The following is a 22,768-nucleotide window of genomic DNA, read 5'->3' as shown; positions in this document are numbered from 1 at the left end:
GCGCACGGGTAGCCCACCGCCCGAAACCGCGCCGCCAAATGACGCAACAAAAACGCAACTAGCAGCACGGGCCACGGGCGGCGCTGCGGCTGCGCCAGCGAAAGCTAGGGTTCAGCGCTCGTAGGTGTGCCCAAAGCCGTCGTAGTAGTTATCCGCTACCACCAGGCGCGAGCCCAACTCTTGAATAACGAACGTTTGGGACTGCTTGCCGCGCAGGACGAGCGCCCGCGCCGGCTGGCCAGAGTAGACGCTCTTGATCGACCCGAGCGAGAAAGTGCCCGTTTCCGTTGTCTGCGTGCCGCTCGGCTGCGTGGTGCGCCGCTGGTACGTGCTGTCGGCCCGGAGTAGCCACGTATCGGTCGAGCCCGTCGAAGCGGGCGTGTAGGCCTGCTTGCCCGTGAGGCCCCCACGGCTGGAAACCCAGTGCCACTCGCCCACAATGCCTAGGTCGGCGGCCGGGGCCACATCGGCCCGCTGGCAGCTCGCCGCTCCCATCAATACTACTATAGCGAATGCGCGGCGTAAAGAGCAGTAAGGCATAGGTAAAGGCCAGGCAGAAGGTATAGCCAGAAGAGTAGCTGCTAGCCAGTTTGGTTGCACACGCCGAGTGTTGATGCTGCAGGGCGCGGCTTTTTTGCGGAAAATACGTCCTCCTAGGAATCGCGGGTACCTGCACCAGAAGAAATTGCTGCCCCATTTCATAAATAAAACAGCCGGCGGCGAGGCCTAGCGGCTGGTTTGCCTTACTGCTAAGCACCTGCCTGCTGAGCGCTTGTGGGAGCGAACATAGTTCTGGCTCCCCTAATAGTGGCACAGCTGTCAGCGGGGGAGAAACTGTAAATGCTAACGAGGGGGCTGCTGGGAATTCGGGTACCAGTAAATCGGACTCAACTCTAGCACCTAACGCTAACTGAAATAAGTTAGTGGGTTTGCGGCCGAGCAATACTTAGTCAGGGGCGCTTCGCACAAGTAATCGAAGGTTCTGAGCTCGAAGTACACAGGCTATCTGATAAAGTTCGGCTGGACGCGCGGTATCAGCACATCTTTCCTATTAGCGAATGCTTGGGCCCGCACCGTTGGTTCGGTGACTGGCCTATGGCCCTTGGGCAAGTGGAGCCAATTGAGCTAAATTACCTACTTCGGGCGATGGAGCGAGGTCAATCGCCGCTCTTGCCCTTAGAAGACTCGCACGTGCAGACACTTATGGAGGCTTTCGGAGTAAGTAAGTCCTGGAAAGCTACTGAAAACCTGGCTCATAAAAGGACATAACAAAGGCCCCATAAATCTACTTTTATAGGGCCTTTCAGCAGGGTTAATTCAATAGTTCACAAAAAAACCTATTTAGTAAACGGCGACTGCACTAGGGATAGGCATCGGTGAGAAGTGCTTAAACGGCGCTTACCAAATAGTCCTGAAGGGCGTTTAATACCCGACTTATTTCCTCTCGCGTCGATTGACGATAGGCGATGGCGCCCGGAGTTTGGTCATGGTCTTCCCATTTGGCTAGTGCCGCCAGTGTGCTGAGTCGCATGACCGAAGTTTCTATCTGGTCGTAGAGCGTTTGCCAATTCAACTCGCCTTGGTAAGCTAGCTGAACCCGACTGTCAAGCATTTGCATGACGACGCCGGCTAGCTGCGTCAGCAGGGCGCGGTCTTCCGCTGTAAAAGGCCGTGGCTGGTGGTCAAGGACACACAGCACCCCAACCGGAAAGCCGGCAGCCGTGCGCAGAGGACTGCCGGCATAAAATTGCAGATTGAGGCGCTGCACCAAGCCAGGTTGAGCTAGTTCGCACGGGTCGAGCGGGAGGTTCTCGTAGACAGTAGTGCCTTCTCGCAGAATGGCTATCGAGCATAAGCTTTCGTCTCTGTTTTCGCGCCGCGTCTCGGCCGGCAGACCAACATTGAGCCTAAACTGTACAGTTTGCTCCTCCACCAATGCAATGATTGCGATGGGAACATTGAAGAGGGTAGCGGTAAGCCGCACCAATTCATCGGTGAGTGTACTAGGAATAGCAGTGACCAGCTGGTAAGGTCGCAGTGCTTCTAGGCGGTGCGCCTCATCGGCTGGTCGGTGAGCGTAAGGAACAGTCATAGTGATTTGGAGAAAATAGTCTATTTAGTCAGTAGTTTAATTTTTACAGCGTAAAGCAAAGACAAATATACTAGTTATCATCTCGCTATGGACCAGGTTAAAGAATGAAAATTGCTATCTGCGCCCGCCCATCGACCAAGAGCAAAGGTCAGAGTATCGATAACCCACTGCCTGACCCACGCCGCTGCGTCCTAGCTTACGGCTGGGACATCTATACGGAGTATGCTCTAGAGGAATCGAGCAGCACAGTCAACCGCGCCGAGTTTGAAAAGCGCTTTGCCAATGCCCACCAACGCAAATTCGACCTAGGAGTATTCTGACGCCTCGACCGATTCGGTCACCAAGAACCCTGCCGCCGCCCAGCACCCGAACCCACTGTCGAGGTACTGCGCAGTAGAAACTATAAACCATACACCGAGCGGTATCTCAACCGCACTGGCATTTTCAAAGAGGCCGTGATTTCCATTGTGGTCAAGCAAGAGCGGGTGCGCCTGAGCGCGCGCACCCGGCTGCTGGCCCGCCGAGCGCCCATGCCCGGCTCTACCATCGCCGCCGCGTCTGCGAGCAACTCACGCGCTGCGGGCACCCCTTTCTGCTGCTGAGGCGGCTCAGGCCAAGTACCGGGGCCAGTGGGCGTGCCAGCAGTGCCTTATCCGCTTGGTTTGAGCAGGCTTAGGGCCCTAGGTAGTGCATATCAATTCAGCCAAGCCATTTAGGTCAGGATGCTTCTAAAGCGACAAAACCCCCTTCTCAGCATAGCCGAAAAGGAGGTTTTAGCAGTTTTGAGCTAGCAAATCAGCTCTGTGTACCTGGAGCCGGAGTCGAACCGGCACACCTTGCGGTAATGGTGTTTGAGACCATCGCGTCTACCGGTTCCGCCATCCAGGCAACTTATCCCGCTCGGCCGGTAGCTCACGAGCGGGCCGCAAAGGTAGCCAATTGCTGGCGAAGCCGCAAGAGGTAGCGCTTTTTTAAGTAATAGGTCTTTACCTGCCCTAGGGCGGCGGGGCGGTGGTCGGGGGGCAGCTGCGCGTAGCCCGACAGTACCGGCTGAATACCAGCGTCGAGCGTATCGGCCAGGGCGCTCACCTCGGCTTCGAGCTTGGCCGTGGCCGCGGCATCGGGCTCAAACTCCAGCTCCATCAGCTGCTCGTTCAGCTCCATTACTTCCATCAAAAAATCGGAGGGTAGCTGATTTTGGGCGCTGCCTTCTTCCAGTAAGCCGTGCAGACCTAGGAGGTAGGCCATACGCCGGTCGGGGTCTTGCAGGGTGCGGTAGGCGTCGGTGTTCAGGGTCGAGAGGCGCAGCGCCTCGGCCTGCGCTGCGGGCGTATCCTGGGCATGAAAGTCGGGGTGCAGCTCGCGGCTGAGCTGGTAATACTTGGTTTTGAGGGCAGCCTCGTCGAGCAGGAAAGTCTCGGGCAGGCCGTAGAAGGCGAAATAACTAGCAGAATCAGACATAAAAAAACGCGTAGAGCAGCAAATGAGCGCTGGCTGCTAAGCAGTACAGCGAACGGCCGCTAGTGGTTGGGGCGCCAAGCAGCTCACGAAAGAAAAAGTAGCCTGGCGGCGGGCTAAAAGGTGGGTTGCCAAGGGGTTTATGCGGCGGGCCCACTTAGGTGGGCGCCTAACCTCTGGCGCAGGAGGTACGTACCCTCTGGTGTTTCCACATCATTTTCTTTGTTTTCGACTATGAATCCGCTTTCCTGCCGCCCCCTGTGGCTCGCTGGTCCGGCGCTCGTGATGGGTGCCCTTCTGGCCTCGTGCTCTAGCCAGCCTACCGCTACCGAACCCAGCAAAACCGCCGAAGTTGTATCAGACAACAAAACAGTAGACGTTACGGCTACCAGCTCCGACAGCACCAATACCGACTCTACCAAAGCCACGCCCTAGCCTCGGCAACACTGCCGCGCTACAATAAAGCAGGCAGGCGCAAGCCCCGCACGGTCGGCTTGTGCCTGCCTGCTTTAGTAGTTGGAGCCTAGGCTACGCCAGCGTCAGCCTTGCTGTCGGCATCAAACCACACGTCTACTTGCGAGTCGAAGTACATGCCCAGCAGCTCGCTGGCGTGCCCCTGGTTGATGGCAATGCAGAGGCAGCCCTGGGGGTTAAAAGCGCACACAATTTCGCCAGGCGGGGCCGCGGCGAAGTGCGGCCGCAGCTCGCGCACGGTTTCGCGGCCAAACTTGATAATGGGCGGCCTGTCGCGGCTCGTCACTTCCACCGCTTCGCGCGGAATGTTAGTAATCAGGTTGCCGTAGTGGTCCACGTGCACCACGTGGCCCGTGATGCGGTTGTCTTGCAAGCGCACCTGCCGGTTGGTGAGCGAGTAGAGCTCGGTGGTGGGCGTCCCCAGCTTGTCGATTGATTTTCCGAGGGCAAGGTGCACGGCGGCCGGCGCCAGCACATCGCGCGTGGGGTTGAGGGCCGGGGGCGGCAGCAAGGCACTACCCTGGCTACCTAGGGCGGCCGCAGAGCCGGGAGCTGCCCCGCGCAAGCGCACGAGCCGCTCGGGCACCCCATCGCAAAGCAGAGCGAGCACGCCATTGTCGGCGGCCACAAAGTAGTGGCCTTGGTGCTGGGCGGCGTGCCAAGCGGGCGTAGCCACGGCTCCGGTTGGGCTGGCGCCGTAGTCGCTCACGGCAATGAGGTGGGTAGTGCCCACCGGAAAATCCCGAAACACGGCCCGCAGCACGTGCACCGCGTGCGCAATATTGTAGGGCTCTACGCCGTGGGTGATATCAAGCACCGGCAGGGTAGGGGCCAGGCGCAGTAAACGGGCCTTGAGCGCGGCCACGTAGTGGTCGCGGTAGCCAAAATCCGTTAGTAGCGTTAGTACGCCCATGCCGCAGTTGCCGGTTTTTTCGTAGTATTGTTTGGTCGCCAGCCGCCGGGCTGGAACGGCTGCAAAAGTAGTTCCGTTATAGGGGTAATCCGCCCCCGCCCACCCGGCTGGGCCGGTAGCAACCCACAGTGCCAAGTGGGCACTGCCTGCTACTCAGGCTCCAACGTTGGTTGCCTTTCTCTTTCCTTATCCCCCTGCTTTACGCGCTTGGTCGAAAAAGTCATCACCCTCGAAAATGTCTCCCTGGTCGATTTCCTAGGGGCTGACAATCAGAATATTCGTCGCATTGCGGCCGCCTTTCCGGGCTCCAAAATCGTGTCGCGCGGCAATGAAATCAAAGTGCAAGGCCCAGCCGAGGCCATCACGCGGGTCAACGACATCCTGAGCTCACTCATTGAGCACTACCATCAATACGGGGTCGTGACGGACCGCGACGTGAACTTGCACCTCTCGGCTACTTCGGAAGAAGCCGAAGGCCGCGTGCTCGCTGCTTCGCCCGACGTTATCCTGTTTGGAGCTAAGGGCGGCGTTATTAAGGCCAAAACGCCTAACCAGCAGAAGCTGGTAGACGCCGTGATGAAGCACGACCTTACCTTCACGCTGGGCCCGGCGGGCACCGGCAAAACGTACATTTCGGTGGCGCTGGCCGTGCGAGCGCTTAAGAATAAAGAAGTTAAGAAAATTATCATCTCGCGCCCCGTAGTAGAGGCGGGCGAAAGCCTAGGCTTCTTGCCTGGCGACATGAAAGAGAAGGTAGACCCCTATCTGCGCCCCATCTACGACGCCCTGGAAGATATGATTCCGGCCGAAAAGCTGAAATTTTACCAGGAAAACAAGATTATCGAAATCGCCCCGCTGGCCTACATGCGCGGCCGCACGCTCAACAATGCCTTTGTACTGCTCGACGAGGCCCAAAACACCACGCCGAGCCAGATTAAGATGTTTTTGACCCGCATGGGCCCCTCGGCCAAGGTGATGGTCAACGGCGACCGTAGCCAAATTGACCTACCCACCCGCCAGAAATCGGGCCTGATGCAGGCGCTTGATATTCTGCGCGATGTGCCCGGCATCGGCTTTGTCGAAATGAATGCCGACGACGTAGTGCGCCACCGCTTGGTAAAAGAAATCGTGCAGGCCTACGACAAGTTTGATGTGGCTGAGCAGCGCCGTGACGCCGAAAACAAGCAGCGCCGCCGCGAAGGCTACGACCGCGACCGTAACGAGCGGGGTGACCGCGCAGGCAACGGCTACCGCGACCGCCGCCACCCCGACGACCGCAACTACGACCTGCCCGAGTCCGAACTACCCGTGAACCACGAGCAGGCGCTGTAAATAAGAAAAAGCCCCGGCCAACTCGGCCGGGGCTTTTTTGTATGTTTTTGCAGCAGCTTCTCAGCTACCGGTCACTAATCCTGAAACAAGTGGCGCTCAGCATAAAAAGCCCCAAACGGCACCACCGATAGCAACAGGGCCAAGCCAATTTTGCGCACGGACCAGCGCAGTTCAATAGCATTTTGCACCAGTAGCAACACGTAGGACACAAACAGAATACCGTGCGCCATGCCCACCCAGCGCACCGCCAGCGGCTGCCCGGCCAGGTACTTTAGAGGCATGGCCACACCCAGCAGCACCAGCAGCGAAAGGCCTTCCAGAATACTGATGAGCCGCAGGCGACCTAGGGCAGAGAGTAATAGATTCATTGCTAATAAATTGTTTTATAAACTGAGCGTAAAATTAAACCCGAAACCACGGCCGCGAGGCAAACGGGATTCCTAGTAGGAGTAGCCCAGCCGCCACCGAGTAGCTCAAGGCGGCCCAGCGGTGCCGCGCCGCGTCGGTAGCCGCGCGCTTGGCAATGCTCTGGCCAATTTGGGCCACCACGATAGCCGTAAGCATTAGGCTGATGTGCGTGACAGACCAAAAGCGCATCGTGGGGTCGTGCCAGGCCGCCGAGCGGTTGGTAGCGGCCATTTTGGTCCAGGGGCTGAGGCCGAAGTACAGCGTGAAACCCAGCAGAAGCTGCAGATGCAACAGCCCGGTGAGCACACTGCCCGCCAAGCGGTCGGCCCGCCTGTAGGGGAGAGCCCCTAGCCAGCCGCGGTAAGCAAACACTAGGGATATGAGCAGTGCCAGCAGCACGGCCCAGCGGTTCCAGGAGGCAGCGTAAGAATGAAAAAGTACATCGTGCGGAGGCTTAGCGCTGAGGAGCCGGCCACTTTGCTAGCCGGGCAGCTACCGCATACACAGAAGGTGCCCCGCCAAAAAACCAGCCGGCAATCAGCGCATCGCATAGCGCGCACTGGGCCGACGACAGCGGTACGAATGTGATAATGGGCGTGCCATAAAAGTGATGCAGCACATCCCAGCCAGTATGAAGCAGCCAGCCCATGCCCAGCCACGCGTAAGAGCGCAGCCCGCCATAAGCCACTAGCAGCACTACCCCCGCAAAGGCGTATTCCCAAGCACCTAGGCCGCCGTTGAAGTAAACGCCGCTGGCGCCCGCCACCAAGATGGCCATGGCCTGCTGGCGGCGTGGCTCTGCCAGCAGCGAAGCCAGCAGACAGAAAATCAGAAAAACCAGGGTGGCAGTCAGCGCATCTTGCCAAGCAAATGCTGGCGTGAGGGATAGAAGCATGAGGCAGCAAATCAAGGGGAAAAAGCTGCGACAAAGGTCCCGCTGGCCCCACCATACTGGCTAGGATGAAGCAAGCCGATACTAGGACGTTTCAATCAATCAGGCTCAGGAACTGGCCTTAGCTGCCGGCCGCCGTAGGGCGCTCGGCGGGTGTCCTTCTACCTTCTTGAACAGGCGGCTGAAATACGAGGCATCAGCTATGCCCACCAGGGCCGCTACTTCGGCTACGGGCAGTGCGGTTTGAAACAGCAGTGACTTGGCTTCTAGTACCAGCGCCTCGTCAATCCAGGTAGTGGGTGACTTACCGGTGACGGCTTTTACCGCTTTGTTGAGGTGATTGGGTGTTACGTGCAATAACTCAGCATACGCTGCCACGCGGTGCAACTGCCGAATATGTTGGCTTAGCAGCTGCTTAAAAGCGTGCGCCAGCGTAGATGCTGCCGAAACACCAATGCTCGCCAGCGGCCGGTAGGCGTAGTTAGCTTCGGTGAGCAAAGCGGCTAAATATGCTCGCAACAGGGGCAGGGCACCTAGGCCAGCTTGCTCATAAGCCGCCAGCAGCCGCTGCAGCAGCACTTGGACAAACCCTGCTTCGGCCGTGCCGAAGTGAATAAGCGGCTGGCCCCAGCCCGTCAAAAACTCAAACTCACCGGCCCCGGCGCCAAGCACTAGGTCGGGGTGCACGTGCAGCAGGTAGCCCGTGTTCACATCGTCGGGGCGGAAAGAATAGATTTGGCCGGCGGGCACTAGTAGCAAGTCATTGGTTCGCGCCACGTAGTGGTCGTAGCCAATACTCATGCGCGCCTCGCCCGAAGTGATAAACAACGCGCTGTGCGCCAGCGAGCGCACGGGCGGCACCGGCCCGTGCAGGTGGCGGTACATGTCTTCGACGCGCAAGATGAAAAACTGCTCGGGATGGCCACTAAGCAAGCTTTGTAAAGCTGGGTCGGGCTCAAAAAAGGTCGGAATAAACGACTGTGGCTGGTGCAGTGGAATGGGCGAAGCGTCGTTCATAGCGAGCAAAATAGTGCGGGGCACCTAGGGGGCCTACTACCTAGGTGCGCGGCCCAGCCCGGATATTTGCGTCCTAGGTAACTCTCTATCGTTTCTATCCATGACTACTGCCAGCAAAGTATCTGACCTGCGCGACCTCGACGCCGCCTTCACCATCCGCGAAAAAGTGTTTGTGCAAGGACAAGGCGTGCCCGCCGACGACGAATACGACCAGCACGACCGCCAAGCCACCACCCGCCACTACCTAGTTCGGGTAGACGGCCAGCCCGCGGGCGCCGCCCGCTGGCGCCCTACCGACAAGGGCGTGAAGCTAGAGCGCTTCGCCGTGCTCGACGAGTTTCGTAACCAGGGCGTAGGCGCCGCGCTGGTACAAGCCGTGCTAGCCGATGTGCGCGCTGAGGCGCCCGACGCGGCCCAGGTGTACCTGCACGCGCAGCTGCGCGCCATTCCGCTCTACGAGCGCACCGGCTTCCGGAAGGTGGGCGACATGTTTGAGGAGTGCGATATCCAGCACTATAAGATGGTGTTAGGCTAATCCAGGCAGTTATATTGCGGAGCTGTTTACACGGCTCACTTTATGATTAACTGGTCGTCGGCTCCCTTCTTGCGCGTGGCGCTGGCCTTTATGCTAGGCATTGCGGTCTACCTCTACCTAGGGCAAGGCTGGGCCGGCAGCGCCGCGCCGTGGGCGGTGGGGCTGGTGGGCGCCTACTTGCTGCTGTGGTACTGGAGCCAGCGCCAGCCCACGCCTGGGGCCACCGATGCGGCAGGCTTGCTTGGCCTGCTGGCGGTGGCCGCGCTGGGCTTTGCCCGTGTGCAAGGCGCCACCGAAAGCCGCCGCGCCGACCACCTAGGGCACTTTGCGTCGCGCATAGAGTACTACCGCGCCACCGTGGATGAGGCGCCCGTAGTGCGCGCCAACACCTTTGCCACCACGCTGCGGGTACAGGCCGTGCGGGTGGCGGGGCGCTGGCAAGCCGCCACAGGCGGCATTCGCATAAGCCTGCCGCGCCACGAAACCGCCGCCCCCGTGCTCGCCCCGCGCTACGGCGAGGTATGGCTGGTGCAGGGCGCGCCCGAACCGAGCAAAGGCCCCGCCAACCTAGGCGAGTTTGACTACCGCCGCTACCTGCGGTACCACCAAGTTTACCACGCGCAGTTTGTGCACCAGGGCCAATACCGGGTACTAGGCCAGGCACCGCTGAGCGCCCTGGTAGCGCTCAGCCAGCGTGCAGCAGCCGTGCTCGATGGCGTGTTTCGGCGCTACGTCAAAAGTCCGCCCGAGTATGCCCTAGGTACCGCTTTGGTGCTGGGCTTTCGCGATGACATCGACACGGCTACCAAGCAAGCCTACGCCAATACTGGTACCACGCACATCATGGCGGTGTCGGGCTTGCAAGTGGGGCTACTGTTTGCGGCGTTGCAGTGGCTACTGGCACGGCTGCCGCTGGGTAGCTCGGCGCTGCGGCAGCGCCTGCTCACGGCGGGCCTAGGGCTGGCCCTCATCTGGAGCTACGCCTTTCTGACGGGCCTGTCGGCGTCGGTGCTGCGCGCCACCGTCATGTTTACCCTCGTGATAGTGGGCCAGGCCTGGGAACGCCAAAGCAGTTTGTTCAACACCCTCAGCGCCGCGGCCTGCTGCTTGCTCCTCTATAATCCCTACCTGCTCTGTGACGTCGGGTTTCAGCTCTCCTTTCTGGCGGTAGTCAGCATTGTGTACTTGCAGCCGCGCATCGTGCGCTGGCTCGATGTGCGCAACTGGGTGCTCGACTACCAGCGCAGCTGGCACAGCACAGCCCGGCAGCGCCTAGGGCGCGCGGGCGCATGGCTCGCCGACGCGGCCTGGCAACTCACGGCGCTATCCATCGCGGCGCAAATCGCCACCTTCCCGCTGGGGCTGTATTATTTCCACCAGTTCCCCTTCAACTTTCTGCTGTCCAATCTCATCGCGGTGCCTATTTCGAGCATCGCGGTGTACGTGGGCGTGGTGCTGCTGCTGGTGAAAGGGCTCGTGGCCTTGCCCGCTTTATGGCTGCCGGCGCTCGACTGGGCACCTAGAGCTGTGGGCTGGGTATTCCAAAGCCTTATCTGGGCGTTCAACAAATACATTTTTCTCGTGGGCCAGCTGCTGCCCGGAGCAGTGGTGGGCGGCGTGCACCTCAACCAAACCCAGACGTTGCTCATCTTTCTGCTCATAGGAGCCACGTGCGCATTTTTTGCCACGCGGCGGCTAGCTTGGGTGGGCGGTGCGCTGGCCCTGCTGGCGCTGTATGCTGGCAGCCGGGTGGCCGAAGCTGCCGAGGTAGCGCCCGTGCGCGAGTTTGTGGTGTACAGCATTCCGCGGCGCTCGGTGGTGGGGTTCTGGCAAGGCGCCGCACCCGAGTTTGTAATGGCTGATTCGCTGCCGCTCTCCGAAACCGAGCGCACCTACCGTCTCAAGCCCAGCTTGATACTGCGCCGCGTGCGTCAGCCACGCTACTGCGTGGGTTGGCAAGGGGCGGCTGTGCCTACGCGGCTAGTAGGCGCCCCGTCCAATGCCGATTCGACCAAGCGCTGCCCACCGGCGCCGGTAGTGCTGGCCAGCTGGCGCGGCCTGCGCATAGCATTTGTAAGTGGCCGACTCCGGCGACTGGCCGCGGGCGCCGCGCCGCTGGTGCCCGCCGATATTGTGGTGCTGCGCCGCAACGCCCGCGTGTATCCCGATGGGCTAGCCGCGCATTTTGGCCCGCGGGCGCAGGTAGTATTCGATTCTTCGTGCCAGCGCTGGTACATTGCCCGCCAAGACGCGGCCCTGCGAGCGGTGGGCTTCCGCACGTGGGACGTGAACGAGCAGGGCGCCTTTAGCTACGCCTTGACGCTCACGCGCTGAACTTGCTCAGGAACTTCCACCGGGCCAATTGCCCTAGGGTAGGTGTAGGCGCGTTGGCGTGTATATTGCGCATGGCTGAGTTTGCGCTTATCATCTGCTTATTAACTTTCGTCGTACTTATTATTATGGAAAATTATCCGACCCAAGAGCTACTGGCACTGCGCTTTTTGCAGTATGAAGTCGATGGCCGCCTGGCGTACATCACGCTCAACCGCCCCGCCAAGCGCAATGCCCTCAGCGCCGACGTGGTGACTGAGCTGAAGCAAGCTTTCGAAACCGCTGAAGCCGACGACGACGTTAAGGTTATCATCTTGCGCGCTAGCGGCGAGGTATTCTGCGCTGGTGCCGACATCAAGTATCTGCAAGAGCTACAGGCTAATAGCTACCAGGAAAACCTGGCTGACAGCACGCACCTTATGCAGCTGTTTCACCAGATTTATACCCTCAAGAAAGTAGTAATAGGGCAGGTGCAGGGCCACGCCCTAGCGGGCGGCTGCGGCTTGGCCGCGCTCTGTGATTTCACGTTCGCCGTGCCCGAGGCCAAGTTTGGCTTCACGGAAGTAAAAATCGGTTTCCTGCCGGCCATCGTGAGCGTATTTCTGGTGCGTCGCCTCGGCGAAACCCGCGCCAAGCAGTTGCTGCTCAGCGGCGACGTTTTCACGGCTCAACAAGCGCTTGACTATGGCTTGATTACCTTCTTAGTAGAGCAAGACGAGCTGGCCGACGCCGTGCGCGAGTACGCGCTGCGCTTGGTGCGCGAAAACTCGGGCAGCAGCATGGAAATGACTAAAGAGCTACTGGCTCACTTGCCTGCCCTCAGCCTCGAAGATGGCCTCCGCTACGCCGCCGAGCGCAACGCCGACGCCCGTGCTGCCGACGATTATCGCCGGGGCATCGCTGCGTTTCTGAACAAAGAGAAGATAGACTGGTAGTTATTTTTTTAGCTGTTGGCTTTTGGCCGTTCGCTAGTCGCTTTTTCGGAAGCGGCACTGGGCAGAAAAGCAAACAGCCAGCAGCTAACCGCTAATGGCTAATCTACTTATCGTTCTCGGTACCTTCGCCTTCATGGAGTTTTGGGCGTGGTTCATGCACAAATACGTGCAGCATGGGCCACTGTGGGTGCTGCACCGCTCGCACCACGTGCGGCCCAGCCCCCGGCCCTTCGAGCGCAACGACTGGTTCTTTGCCATTTACGGTGCCATCTCAGCCGTGCTGTTCATCACTGGTGGCAATGGCGACCGGTGGTGGTTTTGGGTCGGGGTAGGCATTGCGGCATATGGCACCGTGTATTTTTTCGTGCACGATGGTCTGATTCACGGCCGGCTGCCCTTCTGGAAAAAGACGGATAATGTGTATCTGCGCGCCCTTAACATGGCCCATAAAGTGCACCACAAAACCCAGGGCCGCGACCACTCCCAGGAGTTTGGCCTGCTCTGGGTATCACCCAAATACCTGCGGCTGGCGCGGCAGCAAGCCGCCCGGCGGGCGCAGTAATCCCCCGCCTGGCAGCCCTCGCTCCGAAAACATTTACTAGGGTAGTGGCTTATTCAATTTGACACAATCTACTAGTTTATATCCTATCCAATCATCGACTTATTACCTAGGTCTTTTCTGTCCGTGGCTCGATTATTGGCTGCTCGACGGAAAATTTTAGCTATCTCATTACTCTCTTAATCCCGTGGCTCGTTATTCTATCAGCGATTTAGAGCAGCTCTCCGGAGTCAAGGCTCATACTATTCGCATCTGGGAGCAACGCTATAATCTGTTGAATCCCAGCCGTACTAGCACCAATATCCGTACATACGGTGAGGCCGACCTACGCCGCCTGCTCAACGTGGCCGCGCTGTGCGCGCGTGGGCAACGCATATCGCAGGTGGTGCGCCTAAGCGAAGAGGAGTGCCAAACCGCTGCCTTGTCGCTTTGCAACGAAGTGCAGCCCGCCGATTTTGCACGTCTCAATGCCATGCTGGGCGCTACGCTTGACCTCGACGAGCCGCATCTGCACCGGCTATTCGACGAAGCCATCGAGCAGCTTGGCCCCGAAGATGCCTTGTTGCGCCTAGGCTACCCGCTGCTGCAGCGCCTGAGCGTGTCGTGGAAGGAGGGCTCGCTGAGCGTGGCCCAAGAGCGCCTGGTGGCGCAGCTGCTGCGCCAAGAGCTAATGGCTTCGGCCGATGCCCTGCCGCTCATTCCACTTAGCCAGGCCGATGCGCCGCGCTGGCTGCTGTTCTTGCCTGAAGGCGAGTGGCAGGAGCTAGCCCTGCTCTTTATGAACTATGCGCTGCGGGCCCGCGGCCAGCAGGTACTATACCTAGGGCCCAACTTGCCGCTGCCCGATATTATAGCCGCGGCGCGCACTTTTCAGCCCACTGTGCTGGCTACGGTGCTCACTACTACACCCGCGCGCGGCCAGCTAGCCAGCTACGCCGACGAGCTGCGCAAACAGTGCCCCGAAGCCACCTTATTACTATTTGGCACCCAGGCTGTGCAGGCCAAAAAGCTGCCCGAAGGCTGCCTGCCAATGGCGTGCCTACACGAATTTAGAAATTTAATTCCTGTTATAAATCAAGTAGTTGAGGTGGAGGTAACAGAAAAGTAAAGCATGACTACGGCCTAGGCGTCTCTAGTTTGCGTAAGCGGGCGGGGCTACGCGAGTTGGCGCAGGTATTCTAAAAAAAACTGCCGCTATCGAGCCGTTTTTCTCACTTGTGGTCTACCTTTGTTTAAGATTCTGCTACGAACCCTTCAACAATATGACTTCTCTGGAATTCACTTCCCAAGTGCAGAAAATATCTTCATCGCTCCGCCCCGTGGCGATGAACCTCACCCGCGACGCCGACGATGCCAAGGACTTAGTCCAGGAAACCCTCCTCAAGGCGTTGCTTAACAAGGATAAGTTTAAGGCTGGTACCAATTTGAAGGCATGGTTGTACACCATCATGCGCAACACCTTCATTAACAACTATAATAAGATTACCAAGCGCAGCTCGAACATCGATTCGACTGAGTATTTCCAGTACTTCAACACCGACGAGAACTACATCACCCATAACGGGGCAACGACCGATTTTGTGGTGCGTGACATCAACGAGGCCATTGCCAGCCTAGGCTCGGACTACCGCACGCCGTTCATGATGTATTACATTGGGTATAAGTACCTAGAGATTGCGGAAAAGCTGCAAATTCCGATTGGTACCGTCAAAAACCGGATTCACATCGCCCGCAAGGACCTGAAAGCTGCCCTGCACGTGTATGCCCCCGCCGGGGCCGACCGCGCCGGAGCTGCCATCGCCGATGAGCCGGACCAAGACTAACTTGCCAGCGCGTTTTGCGTTGTAGAGAGCCGCGCCTTCCGCCAGTTCGGGAGGCGCGGCTCTTTCTTTAATGATTAAGGGTTAATTGTTAGTGATTGATTTCTAACATGCTCATAGCCGGTAATTAATCATTGATAACTAACCATTAATCATTAACAAGTGCCTCAGGCGATAGTAATAGGTGCCGGATTTGCCGGTTTGTCGGCAGCCTCTTTTCTGGCCCGGGCCGGGTGGCAGGTCACGTTGCTCGAAAAAAACGCGGGGCCGGGCGGCCGGGCCCGGGTATTTGAGGCCGACGGGTTTACGTTTGACATGGGCCCGAGCTGGTACTGGATGCCAGGCGTGTTTGAAGATTACTTTGGGCAGTTCGGTAAAAAAGTGTCGGACTACTACGAGCTCGTGCGCCTCGACCCATCGTACCAGGTCATTTTTGGCGACAAGGACACCCTAGGTATCCCGGCGGGTATGCCGCAGCTACGGCAGTTGTTTGAGGAGCTAGAGCCCGGCAGCGCGGCGCGGCTAGATGAGTTTCTGGCCCAGGCAGCGTATAAGTACGAGGTGGGCATCAACAAATTTGTGCACCTGCCCAGCCGCTCGGTGCTGGAGTTTGTGGACTGGGAAATAGTGAAGGGTGCCGTGCGGCTCGACCTACTACAAAGCATGGCCAAGCACGCCCGTAAGTTCTTTAGCCACCCCAAGCTGCTCAAGCTCATCGAGTTTCCGGTCTTGTTCCTAGGCGCCACGCCTGAGAATACGCCAGCGCTGTACTCGCTCATGAACTACGCCGATTTGGCCCTAGGTACCTGGTACCCCAAGGGCGGCATGCACCAGATAGTGCGCGGCATGGTGGCGCTGGCCGAAGAGCTGGGTGTGAAAATCGAGTATAACCAAGAGGTGCAGGAGATAGTGGTGGCCCAGGGCCGCACTACCGGCGTGCGCACGGCCACGAGTTTTTGGCAGGCCGATGCAGTTGTGGCCGGGGCCGACTATCAGCACATCGAGCAGCAAGTGCTGGCCCCAGAATACCGGCATTACTCGCCGGCGTACTGGGACTCGCGCACGATGGCCCCGTCCTCGCTGCTGTTTTACCTAGGTGTAGACCGCAAGCTGAATAACTTGCTGCACCACAATCTCTTCTTTGACGAGGACTTTGCGCAGCACGCCCACGAGATATACGAGGCACCGCAGTGGCCCAGCCGGCCGCTGTTCTACGCCTCGGTGCCCAGCAAAACCGACCCCACCGTGGCGCCTGTTGGCCAGGAAAACTTATTCCTGCTTATTCCAGTAGCGCCTGACCTTGATGACCCTGAGGCCACGCGCGAGAAATACTATCACCTGCTGATGGACCGGCTCGAAAAGCACTGCGGCCATTCTATTCGGGAGCACGTGGTGTATAAGCGCAGCTACGCCCACCGCGATTTTGTGGCCGATTACCATTCCTTCAAAGGCAATGCCTACGGCTTGGCTAATACCCTGAAGCAGACGGCTATTCTAAAGCCGACGCTCAAGAGTAAGAAGGTGAGCAACCTGTATTTTACGGGCCAGCTCACAGTGCCGGGGCCGGGCGTGCCGCCTTCGCTTATATCGGGGCAGGTAGTGGCGGGCGAGGTACTGAAAGAAATTAAGTAGCTCCTAGGTCGACAATAACCAGAACCATTGGCCCGCAAGCAAAGTAAGTAGCGAGAATATAGCCGTTCTTGTACTTTTGGCGGCATATTTAGTCCTCATCCGTGAACCACGAACAGCTGTTTACTGACACCAGCCTAGCGTGTGCCCAGCTTATTACGCGGCGCTATAGCACGTCTTTCTCCTTAGGTATCCGCACCTTGGATAAGGAGTTGCATCGGGCTATCTATGCAATTTACGGCTTTGTGCGCTGGGCCGATGAGATAGTGGATACCTTCCACAGCCACGACAAAGCGGCGCTACTAGCCACGTTTGAACAAGATACTTATGCGGCCATTGCCGCTGGCTTCAGCCTGAACCCTGTGCTGCACGCCTTCCAGTGGGCCGTGAATGAGTATAATATTGACCACGAGTTCATTGATGCGTTTTTGCGCAGTATGGAGATGGACCTGGAAGACCGCAACTACCGCCAGGAGCTGTACGAGAAGTACATCTATGGCTCGGCCGAAGTGGTGGGCCTGATGTGTCTGCGCGTGTTTTGCCACCAAGAGCCGGCTCGGTTTGAGCAGCTGCGCGAGCCCGCCCGGCGCCTAGGAGCCGCCTTTCAAAAGGTTAACTTTCTGCGCGATATCCGCTCGGACTACGAAGACCGCGGGCGCGTATACTTTCCGGGGCTGCGCTATGAGCAGTTCGACAACGAGGCCAAGCGCACGATAGAGGCCGACATCAGGGCCGACTTTGAAGCAGCCTACGTGGGTATTCAGCAGCTGCCGCGCTCGGCGCGCCTAGGGGTGCACCTGGCCTACGTGTATTACCTCAAGCTCTTTTACAAGCTGCGGCAGGCACCGGCGGCCCAGGTACTGGCCGAGCGCGTGCGCCTGCCCGACAATACCAAGCTGCTGCTGCTACTTGGCTCATGGCTGCGCTATCGGCTGCGGCTGGTGGGGTAGCAGCTAGGTCTACCTCAGCAGTACTAAAAAAAGCGTGTATCCCAGCTCGTTGCCGAACCTTACTGTGAGCGGTGATGTAGCTTTGGGACTATGAGAAAACTGCTGCTTATTCCCTTTTTGCTGCTCGGTGTTACTAGCAACGCTTTGAATAATAAGCAGCTATATTCTATTTCTAGGTGTTTCTCGCCTCATCAAACGTTCATTTTAATTCCCATGTCGCCTTCCAATCCGGCTGCCTTGCGCCGCCACTACGAGCAAGCTGCCGCTAATAAAGAGGCCGGTGAAAAATTTTACGACCTGCTGCACGGCTACAAAGGGCAGGAGGCATTGGTGCTAGGGTACAAGGCTGCCTCTGAAGCTATTAAGGCGCGCGACGCGTCGATGCTCAATAAGCTGACTTATGTGCAGCAGGCGGCCCGCACCTTCGAGCAGGCCGTGGCACTGGACCCTGCCAATGCGGAAATTCGATTTCTCCGGTTCTCGGTCGAGAGCAACCTTCCGCCCTTCCTAGGGTTGAGCAAGCACGTGGACGAAGACAAGGCGTTTTTGGTAGCGGCGGCTCTGCAACATCCGCGCTCGGGCCTCGATGATGAAGCCTTCCGCACGGTACGTGGCTTTCTGGTAGACCGTGGGCACGTGTCAGAAGCGCAGGCTGCGCAGCTGTCGCAAGTGAAAAGTAGCTAAAACACCTAGGTGCGACCTAGATTTAAGGCTAATTACTAACGTAATAAAGCAACCTTCGGCCGGCCTTTTTAGTTAGTTGAGCGATATGCAGTCCGGTTTGCACCTCAGTGTTCGCATCGATTCTAACTCTGGCTTTTGCTTTGGCGTGATTTACGCCATTCAGATGGCCGAGGACCTGCTCGACGAGCAGGGCTATTTGTATTGCCTAGGCGACATTGTGCACAACGATGAGGAAGTTCAGCGCCTAGAAGCCAAGGGCTTGCGTATCATCGACTACGAGCAGTTGGCCGGATTACGCGATGAGGCCGTACTGATTCGGGCGCACGGCGAGCCACCCAGCACCTACCAGCAGGCTTTGGCCAACAACCTGACGCTGATTGACGCCAGCTGCCCTGTGGTGCTGAAACTGCAAAACCGCATTAAGGCGAGCTTCGACCGGCGCGAAAAATTGTTCATCTACGGAAAGCACGGCCACGCCGAGGTGCGCGGCTTGCTGGGGCAGACCAGTGGCGAAGCCATCGTGTTTGAGAACCTAGAAGAGCTGCTGCACCACGAGCTGCCCGCCAACATCACCTTATATAGTCAGACGACGAAGAGCACAGAGTCGTTTTACACCATTAAGACTGAGCTTGAAAGCCGTGGGCACTCGGTAACGGCGCACGACACCATTTGCCGGCAGGTAAGCAACCGCGACCTTGACTTGCGGCGCTTTGCAGCGCAGTTCGACCAGGTAGTATTTGTGTCGGGCACGAAGAGTTCTAATGGCAAGGTGCTGTACCAGGTGTGCAAGGAAACTAACCCATGCACGCACTTTATTTCAAAAACCGACGAAATCTGCCCGTCTTGGTTTGGGCCGGGGCAGTCGGTTGGTATTTGTGGGGCCACGAGCACGCCCATGTGGCTGATGGAGCAGGTGCGCGATATGCTCGTGCGGCTGTAAAAATCACGAATAAGCCTAGGTATGCACATGCTCCGCTCAGCCATCTCGCCCGTGAAAGTGGCTCCTCAGCCCTTGGCGGGTAGGGGAGTGCTAGCCGCTGGGCTCATAATTACAGCGTGGGCTAGCTTGTTGACTTATTTGCTGGCATTTTACCAGCCCGATTGGCACTCGCCGGCGCCGTACCTGCTGCTGCTGCTGCAAACGCACTTGTATACTGGGCTTTATATCACGGGCCACGATGCCATGCACGGTGTGGTAAGCCACAATAAGCGCCTCAACAACGCTATCGGGACGGTGGCGACGTTGCTGTTTGCCTATAACTGGTTTCCGGGCCAGTTGCCTAAGCACCACCGCCACCACCGCCACGTAGGCACCCAAGACGACCCTGACTACCATCCCGAGGGTCACCCAGGCTTTTTGCCTTGGCTCCTACGCTTTGCCTGGAACTACGTGACTTGGTGGCAGGTGCTGCTGATGGCGGCTACCTACAACGTGCTCAAAATCTGGTTTCCTCAAGCCAACGTTATCGCCTTCTGGATGATACCAGCAGTATTGGCTACGTTGCAGCTGTTTTTCTTCGGCACCTACCTGCCGCACCGCGGCGAGCACGAGCCTGACAACCACCATAAGTCGCGCAGCCAGCATCAATGGCCCTACCACGTCTGGGCATTCGTAAGCTGCTATTTCTTCGGCTACCACTACGAGCACCACGACCAGCCCTACCTGCCCTGGTGGCGCCTGTGGCAAGCCAAATCGCAGATTGTAGCGGATTAAACGGATTTCGCAGATACGCCCGCCTCCGGCGGGCTTGACCATCTGGACGCAGGAGCGGCTTCGCCGGCTCACTCTGAGTTACTTTGCGTTCAGATAGTCAAGCCCGCCGGAGGCGGGCGTATCTGCGAAATCCGTTTAATCCGCTACAATCTGCGATTAATGGGTGGCGTTGGTTTTTTTGCAGCACTCGGGCAGGCGCTCGTAGGCGCGGTTGTCGGCCGTGGCTTCGTCGGCATCATAGCCGGTTTTCTGCACGGCGGTGCGCAAAGCAGCTGTGGTGGTTTTGGCTGGGTTGTAGGTCACGGTCAAGACCTTGCTGGGCACGTCGAGGTGGGCAGCCTGCACGCCTTTTTCGTAGGCCAAGCTTTTTTCGAGGCGCGCCTTGCACATGTCGCACACGGCCGACGTTTTAAACTGAACTTGCTCGGTGCCTTTGGCCTTGGTGGTCGCCGCTACTGGAGCAGTTTGGGCCTGGGCGTCCAGGCCGCCGATGCTCAACAGCGTGAGCAGAGAGAATGCGAAAGCTTTCATGAAAACGAAACAATTAAAAATAAATAATAAGTGCCACTGACGAGCACAAGTCCCTAGGTTCAGGCAGCGCGTAACAATTAACTAGTCAGCCCACCGGAGGTGGGCGTATCCGTTACATCCTACAAATCCGTTCGAATCTGCGATTTATTCGAGGCGGTACCGCAGCCCGGCGTAGGTAAGGCGCCCATATACCGGGCCCCACACCATGGCCGCGTCGAAGCCCGCGCTGAAGGGCGTGGCCGCGTTTTGGATAGGGTCGGGCTGGCGATAGTTGGTAAGGTTTTCGACACCTAGGTACACCTCCAGGCGCTTGAAAGCACGCGTAACCTGCGCATTGAGCAGCGCATAGCGTGGGGCAAATTGCAGGCCAGAAGTGCCGCTGCCATGCTGGTGCCCCATGTTGCTGCCATCGGCGGGCAGGTGGGCCAGCGGGCGCTCGCCAAACCACTGCACCGTGAGGTCGCCGCGCCACTTATCGAAGGCCGAAGCGTACCCTAGGTTCAGGAAAGCGCGGTGTTGGGGCGTGAGCGGCTTGGGCAGCAACTGGCCAGCGTAGGTGCTTTGCACATCGAGCCACTTGTAGGCGGCCTTTACCTGCAAGCCCTTGGCAGGCTCGGCCTGCACCTCGGCTTGCAGGCTGCGGGCGAAGGAGCGGGCGCCCGGCGTTAGGTTGTCCAGAATGATGTACTGCGGGCTGGTGTACATATCGGCCACCAGTTGGTTCTGAAAACTGGTGTCGTAGTAATCAACCACGAACGTAGCCTGGCGCCCCAGTAACTGGAAATACTGCGTAAGCGAGCCGCCAAAATTCCAGGCCGTTTCGGGCAGTAGATTGGGGGCGATGTAGAACTCGCGGGCGCTGGCCAGCATGGCCGCATTGTCGGCAATAGGGTTGGGCACGCGCAGGCCCCGGCCAGCCGACAGGCGTAGCGCCGTAGTCGGGCGCAGGTCGTACTTGAGGTTGAAGCGTGGCGTCACCTGCCAGCCGAAGAGGTTGTGGTAGTCAGTACGCAGGCCCAGCACAGCCGTCAGGTTGCGCGAATTGTTGTAGGTATACTCGGCGAAGGCGCCCGGCACGCGCTCGGTGCGCCGGCGGTTTTCGCGGGCGTCGATGGTGGCCGGCGTATCGGTCGAGTAGATGCGGCCGGTGCCCAGGTGCTCGCGGTAGTCGTCGTACAAGAAGCTCAGGCCCGCCCGGTACACGTGGGTGGTATTCTGAATAACGCTCTGAAACAGCAGCGTGGCCTGCCCGGTGTTTTGGTGGCCATCGTACTGGCGCGGCCCGGTGTCCTGCTTAAAGGAATATGTCGAGTTGAAGTCGTGGCTAGTGCCATTCACCAGCAGCCCTAGGCTCTGGAAAGGCCGGCCGGGCCAGGTATACGAAAGGCGCCCCTGGCTTGTGTAGCGGTTGGTGGTCTGGCTGGTGCCGTAGTGCTGGCGATAGGCATCGGCGGCGTCGGGGCGAAAATTCAGCTGCCCGCCCTGCCGGGTTTCGCGCAGCGCACCCACGCCTAGCTCGGCCACCAAGCCGGTGCCCGAGAGGTATTTCACTTTGTCGTAGCCGTTGAACTGCGTAGCCAGCGGCAAGTCCAGAAAGCCATCGCCGTTGCGGTCCACGCGGTTGCCGAGGTGGTCGTTGTGCAGCAGTAGCACATTGCTCCACTTCTTGTTGAAGCGCTGCGATGACACGGCGTTCAAGTCGAATTTACCTAGGTCGTTGACATAGGCATTGAGCAGCAGCTGGTCGGTTTTGTCGGGCTCCTTGAGCTGCACGTTTACCTGGCCTGAAATGCCCTCGTAGCCATTCACCACCGAGCCCGTGCCCTTGATAATGTCGATACTGCCAATCCAGGGACCGGCTAGGTACCCTAGGCGGTAGGGGGCGGCCAGGCCGCGCAAAGCCGGCTGGTTGTCGATGGTTAGTAGCGAATACGCCCCATCGAGGCCCAGTAGCTGAATCTGCTTGGCGCCACTCACTGCGTCGGCAGTGCTCACCTCCACGGCCGCGTTGGTTTCGAAGCTCTCGGCCAGGTTGCAGCACGCTGATTTGGTAAGGTCGCGGGAGCTGATGGTTTGCAAGTTGCCGACTGCCTTGGCCGAGTAGGCGGGCGGGCGCCCGGTCACGGTTACCTCGCCTAGGGCCGCGCCGCCGCGCAAACTCACCCGCAAGTAGGGCGTGTTGCTGGCGGGCACTGCTACCGTATCGGCGGTGTAGCCTACTGCACTGACAATGAGACGGTGGCTAACTTGCGCTGGAAAAGGCAGGACGAAGGTGCCTACGCCATCGGTGCTGGTAGTGGGGCCACTGGCGCCAGCCGGCAACAGCCAGCGCACCACGGCGCCGGGTAGGGGGGCTGCGGTGCCCCCGGCTTCATGCACCTCGCCGCGCACGGCCGCGCCGCTTTGGGCGTGGACCAGTAGGGGCAGGCTGCAAAAAGAAATGGTTAAGAAACGCGGAAGTAATCCGCTGATAGCTAACATATACGTCGAGTAG

General features: G+C 58.7%; 26 protein-coding genes and 1 tRNA gene. 16 read left to right on the top strand and 11 right to left on the bottom strand.

Annotated elements, in window-relative coordinates; genetic code table 11:
• Positions 1 to 111 precede the first annotated feature (111 nt).
• Complete coding sequence (locus tag JAO77_RS17220) at positions 112 to 540, bottom strand: hypothetical protein (protein WP_198991646.1); 429 nt, start codon at positions 538 to 540, stop codon at positions 112 to 114.
• A 402-nt stretch (positions 541 to 942) separates the two neighbouring features.
• Between JAO77_RS17220 and JAO77_RS24575 the strand changes: the two genes are divergently transcribed.
• Positions 943 to 1,269 carry a BLUF domain-containing protein gene (locus JAO77_RS24575; RefSeq protein WP_198991812.1) on the top strand — a complete coding sequence of 109 codons (327 nt, stop codon included), beginning with the start codon at positions 943 to 945 and terminating at the stop codon, positions 1,267 to 1,269.
• 118 nt (positions 1,270 to 1,387) lie between these two features.
• Here the strand turns inward: JAO77_RS24575 and JAO77_RS17210 are convergent, their stop codons facing one another.
• The gene (locus tag JAO77_RS17210) at positions 1,388 to 2,092 is read right to left on the bottom strand and encodes a GAF domain-containing protein (RefSeq protein ID WP_198991645.1); all 705 of its coding nucleotides are present in this window, start codon (positions 2,090 to 2,092) and stop codon (positions 1,388 to 1,390) included.
• 104 nt (positions 2,093 to 2,196) lie between these two features.
• Between JAO77_RS17210 and JAO77_RS17205 the strand changes: the two genes are divergently transcribed.
• Together JAO77_RS17205 and JAO77_RS17200 are read left to right on the top strand one after the other, a co-directional pair.
• A complete protein-coding gene (locus tag JAO77_RS17205) occupies positions 2,197 to 2,412 on the top strand; it encodes a hypothetical protein (RefSeq protein ID WP_198991644.1) in 216 nt (71 codons plus the stop codon).
• A gap of 135 nt (positions 2,413 to 2,547) precedes the next feature.
• The gene (locus tag JAO77_RS17200) at positions 2,548 to 2,694 is read left to right on the top strand and encodes a hypothetical protein (RefSeq protein ID WP_198991643.1); all 147 of its coding nucleotides are present in this window, start codon (positions 2,548 to 2,550) and stop codon (positions 2,692 to 2,694) included.
• Between the two features lie 204 nt (positions 2,695 to 2,898).
• Here the strand turns inward: JAO77_RS17200 and JAO77_RS17195 are convergent.
• A tRNA-Leu gene (locus tag JAO77_RS17195) sits at positions 2,899 to 2,980 on the bottom strand.
• A 24-nt stretch (positions 2,981 to 3,004) separates the two neighbouring features.
• Positions 3,005 to 3,553, bottom strand: coding sequence for a Fe-S protein assembly co-chaperone HscB (gene hscB, locus JAO77_RS17190; protein WP_198991642.1), 549 nt, complete (start codon positions 3,551 to 3,553; stop codon positions 3,005 to 3,007).
• A 231-nt stretch (positions 3,554 to 3,784) separates the two neighbouring features.
• On the opposite strand from hscB, the gene JAO77_RS17185 reads away from it, so the two are divergent.
• On the top strand, positions 3,785 to 3,985 hold the full coding sequence (locus tag JAO77_RS17185; RefSeq protein WP_198991641.1) for a hypothetical protein: 201 nt from the start codon (positions 3,785 to 3,787) through the stop codon (positions 3,983 to 3,985).
• Between the two features lie 88 nt (positions 3,986 to 4,073).
• Here the strand turns inward: JAO77_RS17185 and JAO77_RS17180 are convergent, their stop codons facing one another.
• Positions 4,074 to 5,072, bottom strand: coding sequence for an SAM hydrolase/SAM-dependent halogenase family protein (locus JAO77_RS17180; protein ID WP_235998487.1), 999 nt, complete (start codon positions 5,070 to 5,072; stop codon positions 4,074 to 4,076).
• A gap of 72 nt (positions 5,073 to 5,144) precedes the next feature.
• Here JAO77_RS17180 and JAO77_RS17175 point away from each other — a divergent pair, with 72 nt between their 5' ends.
• Positions 5,145 to 6,269: a PhoH family protein gene (locus tag JAO77_RS17175; protein ID WP_198991640.1), complete on the top strand. Its 1,125-nt coding sequence runs from the start codon at positions 5,145 to 5,147 to the stop codon at positions 6,267 to 6,269.
• Between the two features lie 74 nt (positions 6,270 to 6,343).
• On the opposite strand, the gene JAO77_RS17170 is transcribed toward JAO77_RS17175, so the two are convergent.
• The 4 genes from JAO77_RS17170 to JAO77_RS17155 all read right to left on the bottom strand — a co-directional run bounded on the left by JAO77_RS17170 (position 6,344) and on the right by JAO77_RS17155 (position 8,586).
• A complete protein-coding gene (locus JAO77_RS17170) occupies positions 6,344 to 6,637 on the bottom strand; it encodes a DUF3817 domain-containing protein (protein WP_198991639.1) in 294 nt (97 codons plus the stop codon).
• A 34-nt stretch (positions 6,638 to 6,671) separates the two neighbouring features.
• Positions 6,672 to 7,049: a hypothetical protein gene (locus JAO77_RS17165; RefSeq protein ID WP_213019419.1), complete on the bottom strand. Its 378-nt coding sequence runs from the start codon at positions 7,047 to 7,049 to the stop codon at positions 6,672 to 6,674.
• Between the two features lie 82 nt (positions 7,050 to 7,131).
• Entirely contained in the window at positions 7,132 to 7,572 is a 441-nt protein-coding gene (locus JAO77_RS17160; protein ID WP_198991637.1) for a DUF6010 family protein, read from the bottom strand.
• Between the two features lie 105 nt (positions 7,573 to 7,677).
• Positions 7,678 to 8,586 (bottom strand): helix-turn-helix domain-containing protein, encoded by a 909-nt coding sequence (locus JAO77_RS17155; protein ID WP_198991636.1) that lies wholly within the window; start codon positions 8,584 to 8,586, stop codon positions 7,678 to 7,680.
• A 100-nt stretch (positions 8,587 to 8,686) separates the two neighbouring features.
• Here JAO77_RS17155 and JAO77_RS17150 point away from each other — a divergent pair, with 100 nt between their 5' ends.
• The 11 genes from JAO77_RS17150 (at position 8,687) to JAO77_RS17100 (ending at position 19,743) form a co-directional block, all read left to right on the top strand.
• Complete coding sequence (locus JAO77_RS17150) at positions 8,687 to 9,121, top strand: GNAT family N-acetyltransferase (protein ID WP_198991635.1); 435 nt, start codon at positions 8,687 to 8,689, stop codon at positions 9,119 to 9,121.
• A 42-nt stretch (positions 9,122 to 9,163) separates the two neighbouring features.
• A complete protein-coding gene (locus tag JAO77_RS17145) occupies positions 9,164 to 11,455 on the top strand; it encodes a ComEC/Rec2 family competence protein (protein ID WP_198991634.1) in 2,292 nt (763 codons plus the stop codon).
• 125 nt (positions 11,456 to 11,580) lie between these two features.
• A complete protein-coding gene (locus JAO77_RS17140; RefSeq protein WP_198991633.1) occupies positions 11,581 to 12,387 on the top strand; it encodes an enoyl-CoA hydratase/isomerase family protein in 807 nt (268 codons plus the stop codon).
• A 94-nt stretch (positions 12,388 to 12,481) separates the two neighbouring features.
• Positions 12,482 to 12,949 carry a sterol desaturase family protein gene (locus JAO77_RS17135; protein ID WP_198991632.1) on the top strand — a complete coding sequence of 156 codons (468 nt, stop codon included), beginning with the start codon at positions 12,482 to 12,484 and terminating at the stop codon, positions 12,947 to 12,949.
• Between the two features lie 184 nt (positions 12,950 to 13,133).
• On the top strand, positions 13,134 to 14,054 hold the full coding sequence (locus JAO77_RS17130) for a MerR family transcriptional regulator (RefSeq protein ID WP_198991631.1): 921 nt from the start codon (positions 13,134 to 13,136) through the stop codon (positions 14,052 to 14,054).
• Between the two features lie 154 nt (positions 14,055 to 14,208).
• Positions 14,209 to 14,769 carry an RNA polymerase sigma factor gene (locus JAO77_RS17125; protein WP_198991630.1) on the top strand — a complete coding sequence of 187 codons (561 nt, stop codon included), beginning with the start codon at positions 14,209 to 14,211 and terminating at the stop codon, positions 14,767 to 14,769.
• Between the two features lie 159 nt (positions 14,770 to 14,928).
• A complete protein-coding gene (crtID, locus tag JAO77_RS17120; RefSeq protein ID WP_198991629.1) occupies positions 14,929 to 16,398 on the top strand; it encodes a bifunctional phytoene desaturase/3,4-desaturase in 1,470 nt (489 codons plus the stop codon).
• A gap of 101 nt (positions 16,399 to 16,499) precedes the next feature.
• Positions 16,500 to 17,345, top strand: coding sequence for a phytoene/squalene synthase family protein (locus JAO77_RS17115; RefSeq protein WP_198991628.1), 846 nt, complete (start codon positions 16,500 to 16,502; stop codon positions 17,343 to 17,345).
• 213 nt (positions 17,346 to 17,558) lie between these two features.
• Positions 17,559 to 18,029 (top strand): hypothetical protein, encoded by a 471-nt coding sequence (locus tag JAO77_RS17110; RefSeq protein ID WP_198991627.1) that lies wholly within the window; start codon positions 17,559 to 17,561, stop codon positions 18,027 to 18,029.
• Between the two features lie 85 nt (positions 18,030 to 18,114).
• The gene (locus JAO77_RS17105; RefSeq protein WP_198991626.1) at positions 18,115 to 18,969 is read left to right on the top strand and encodes a 4-hydroxy-3-methylbut-2-enyl diphosphate reductase; all 855 of its coding nucleotides are present in this window, start codon (positions 18,115 to 18,117) and stop codon (positions 18,967 to 18,969) included.
• A 27-nt stretch (positions 18,970 to 18,996) separates the two neighbouring features.
• Entirely contained in the window at positions 18,997 to 19,743 is a 747-nt protein-coding gene (locus JAO77_RS17100; protein WP_198991625.1) for a fatty acid desaturase, read from the top strand.
• Between the two features lie 156 nt (positions 19,744 to 19,899).
• Here the strand turns inward: JAO77_RS17100 and JAO77_RS17095 are convergent, their stop codons facing one another.
• The gene (locus JAO77_RS17095) at positions 19,900 to 20,274 is read right to left on the bottom strand and encodes a heavy-metal-associated domain-containing protein (RefSeq protein ID WP_198991624.1); all 375 of its coding nucleotides are present in this window, start codon (positions 20,272 to 20,274) and stop codon (positions 19,900 to 19,902) included.
• Positions 20,275 to 20,418: 144 nt separating this feature from the next.
• Positions 20,419 to 22,755 carry a TonB-dependent receptor gene (locus tag JAO77_RS17090; RefSeq protein ID WP_198991623.1) on the bottom strand — a complete coding sequence of 779 codons (2,337 nt, stop codon included), beginning with the start codon at positions 22,753 to 22,755 and terminating at the stop codon, positions 20,419 to 20,421.
• Positions 22,756 to 22,768: the final 13 nt, after the last annotated feature.

This window comes from Hymenobacter sp. BT559, from assembly GCF_016427535.1.
In the GTDB taxonomy this organism is placed as follows: domain Bacteria; phylum Bacteroidota; class Bacteroidia; order Cytophagales; family Hymenobacteraceae; genus Hymenobacter.
Note: the sequence above shows the minus strand (reverse complement) of the source record. Positions and strands in the feature narration are given on the sequence as shown.

Bases quoted from the DNA above. Each gene is read 5' to 3' on its own strand.
- JAO77_RS17090 (WP_198991623.1), bottom strand. From the start codon at position 22,755: ATGTTAGCTATCAGCGGATTACTTCCGCGTTTCTTAACCATTTCTTTT.
- JAO77_RS17150 (WP_198991635.1), top strand. From the start codon at position 8,687: ATGACTACTGCCAGCAAAGTATCTGACCTGCGCGACCTCGACGCCGCC.
- JAO77_RS17160 (WP_198991637.1), bottom strand. From the start codon at position 7,572: ATGCTTCTATCCCTCACGCCAGCATTTGCTTGGCAAGATGCGCTGACT.
- JAO77_RS17205 (WP_198991644.1), top strand. From the start codon at position 2,197: ATGAAAATTGCTATCTGCGCCCGCCCATCGACCAAGAGCAAAGGTCAG.
- JAO77_RS17140 (WP_198991633.1), top strand. From the start codon at position 11,581: ATGGAAAATTATCCGACCCAAGAGCTACTGGCACTGCGCTTTTTGCAG.
- JAO77_RS17125 (WP_198991630.1), top strand. From the start codon at position 14,209: ATGACTTCTCTGGAATTCACTTCCCAAGTGCAGAAAATATCTTCATCG.
- JAO77_RS17185 (WP_198991641.1), top strand. From the start codon at position 3,785: ATGAATCCGCTTTCCTGCCGCCCCCTGTGGCTCGCTGGTCCGGCGCTC.
- hscB (WP_198991642.1), bottom strand. From the start codon at position 3,553: ATGTCTGATTCTGCTAGTTATTTCGCCTTCTACGGCCTGCCCGAGACT.
- JAO77_RS17100 (WP_198991625.1), top strand. From the start codon at position 18,997: ATGCTCCGCTCAGCCATCTCGCCCGTGAAAGTGGCTCCTCAGCCCTTG.
- JAO77_RS17110 (WP_198991627.1), top strand. From the start codon at position 17,559: ATGTCGCCTTCCAATCCGGCTGCCTTGCGCCGCCACTACGAGCAAGCT.
- JAO77_RS17210 (WP_198991645.1), bottom strand. From the start codon at position 2,092: ATGACTGTTCCTTACGCTCACCGACCAGCCGATGAGGCGCACCGCCTA.
- JAO77_RS17145 (WP_198991634.1), top strand. From the start codon at position 9,164: ATGATTAACTGGTCGTCGGCTCCCTTCTTGCGCGTGGCGCTGGCCTTT.
- JAO77_RS17170 (WP_198991639.1), bottom strand. From the start codon at position 6,637: ATGAATCTATTACTCTCTGCCCTAGGTCGCCTGCGGCTCATCAGTATT.
- JAO77_RS17220 (WP_198991646.1), bottom strand. From the start codon at position 540: ATGCCTTACTGCTCTTTACGCCGCGCATTCGCTATAGTAGTATTGATG.
- JAO77_RS17155 (WP_198991636.1), bottom strand. From the start codon at position 8,586: ATGAACGACGCTTCGCCCATTCCACTGCACCAGCCACAGTCGTTTATT.
- JAO77_RS17105 (WP_198991626.1), top strand. From the start codon at position 18,115: ATGCAGTCCGGTTTGCACCTCAGTGTTCGCATCGATTCTAACTCTGGC.
- JAO77_RS17095 (WP_198991624.1), bottom strand. From the start codon at position 20,274: ATGAAAGCTTTCGCATTCTCTCTGCTCACGCTGTTGAGCATCGGCGGC.
- JAO77_RS17135 (WP_198991632.1), top strand. From the start codon at position 12,482: ATGGCTAATCTACTTATCGTTCTCGGTACCTTCGCCTTCATGGAGTTT.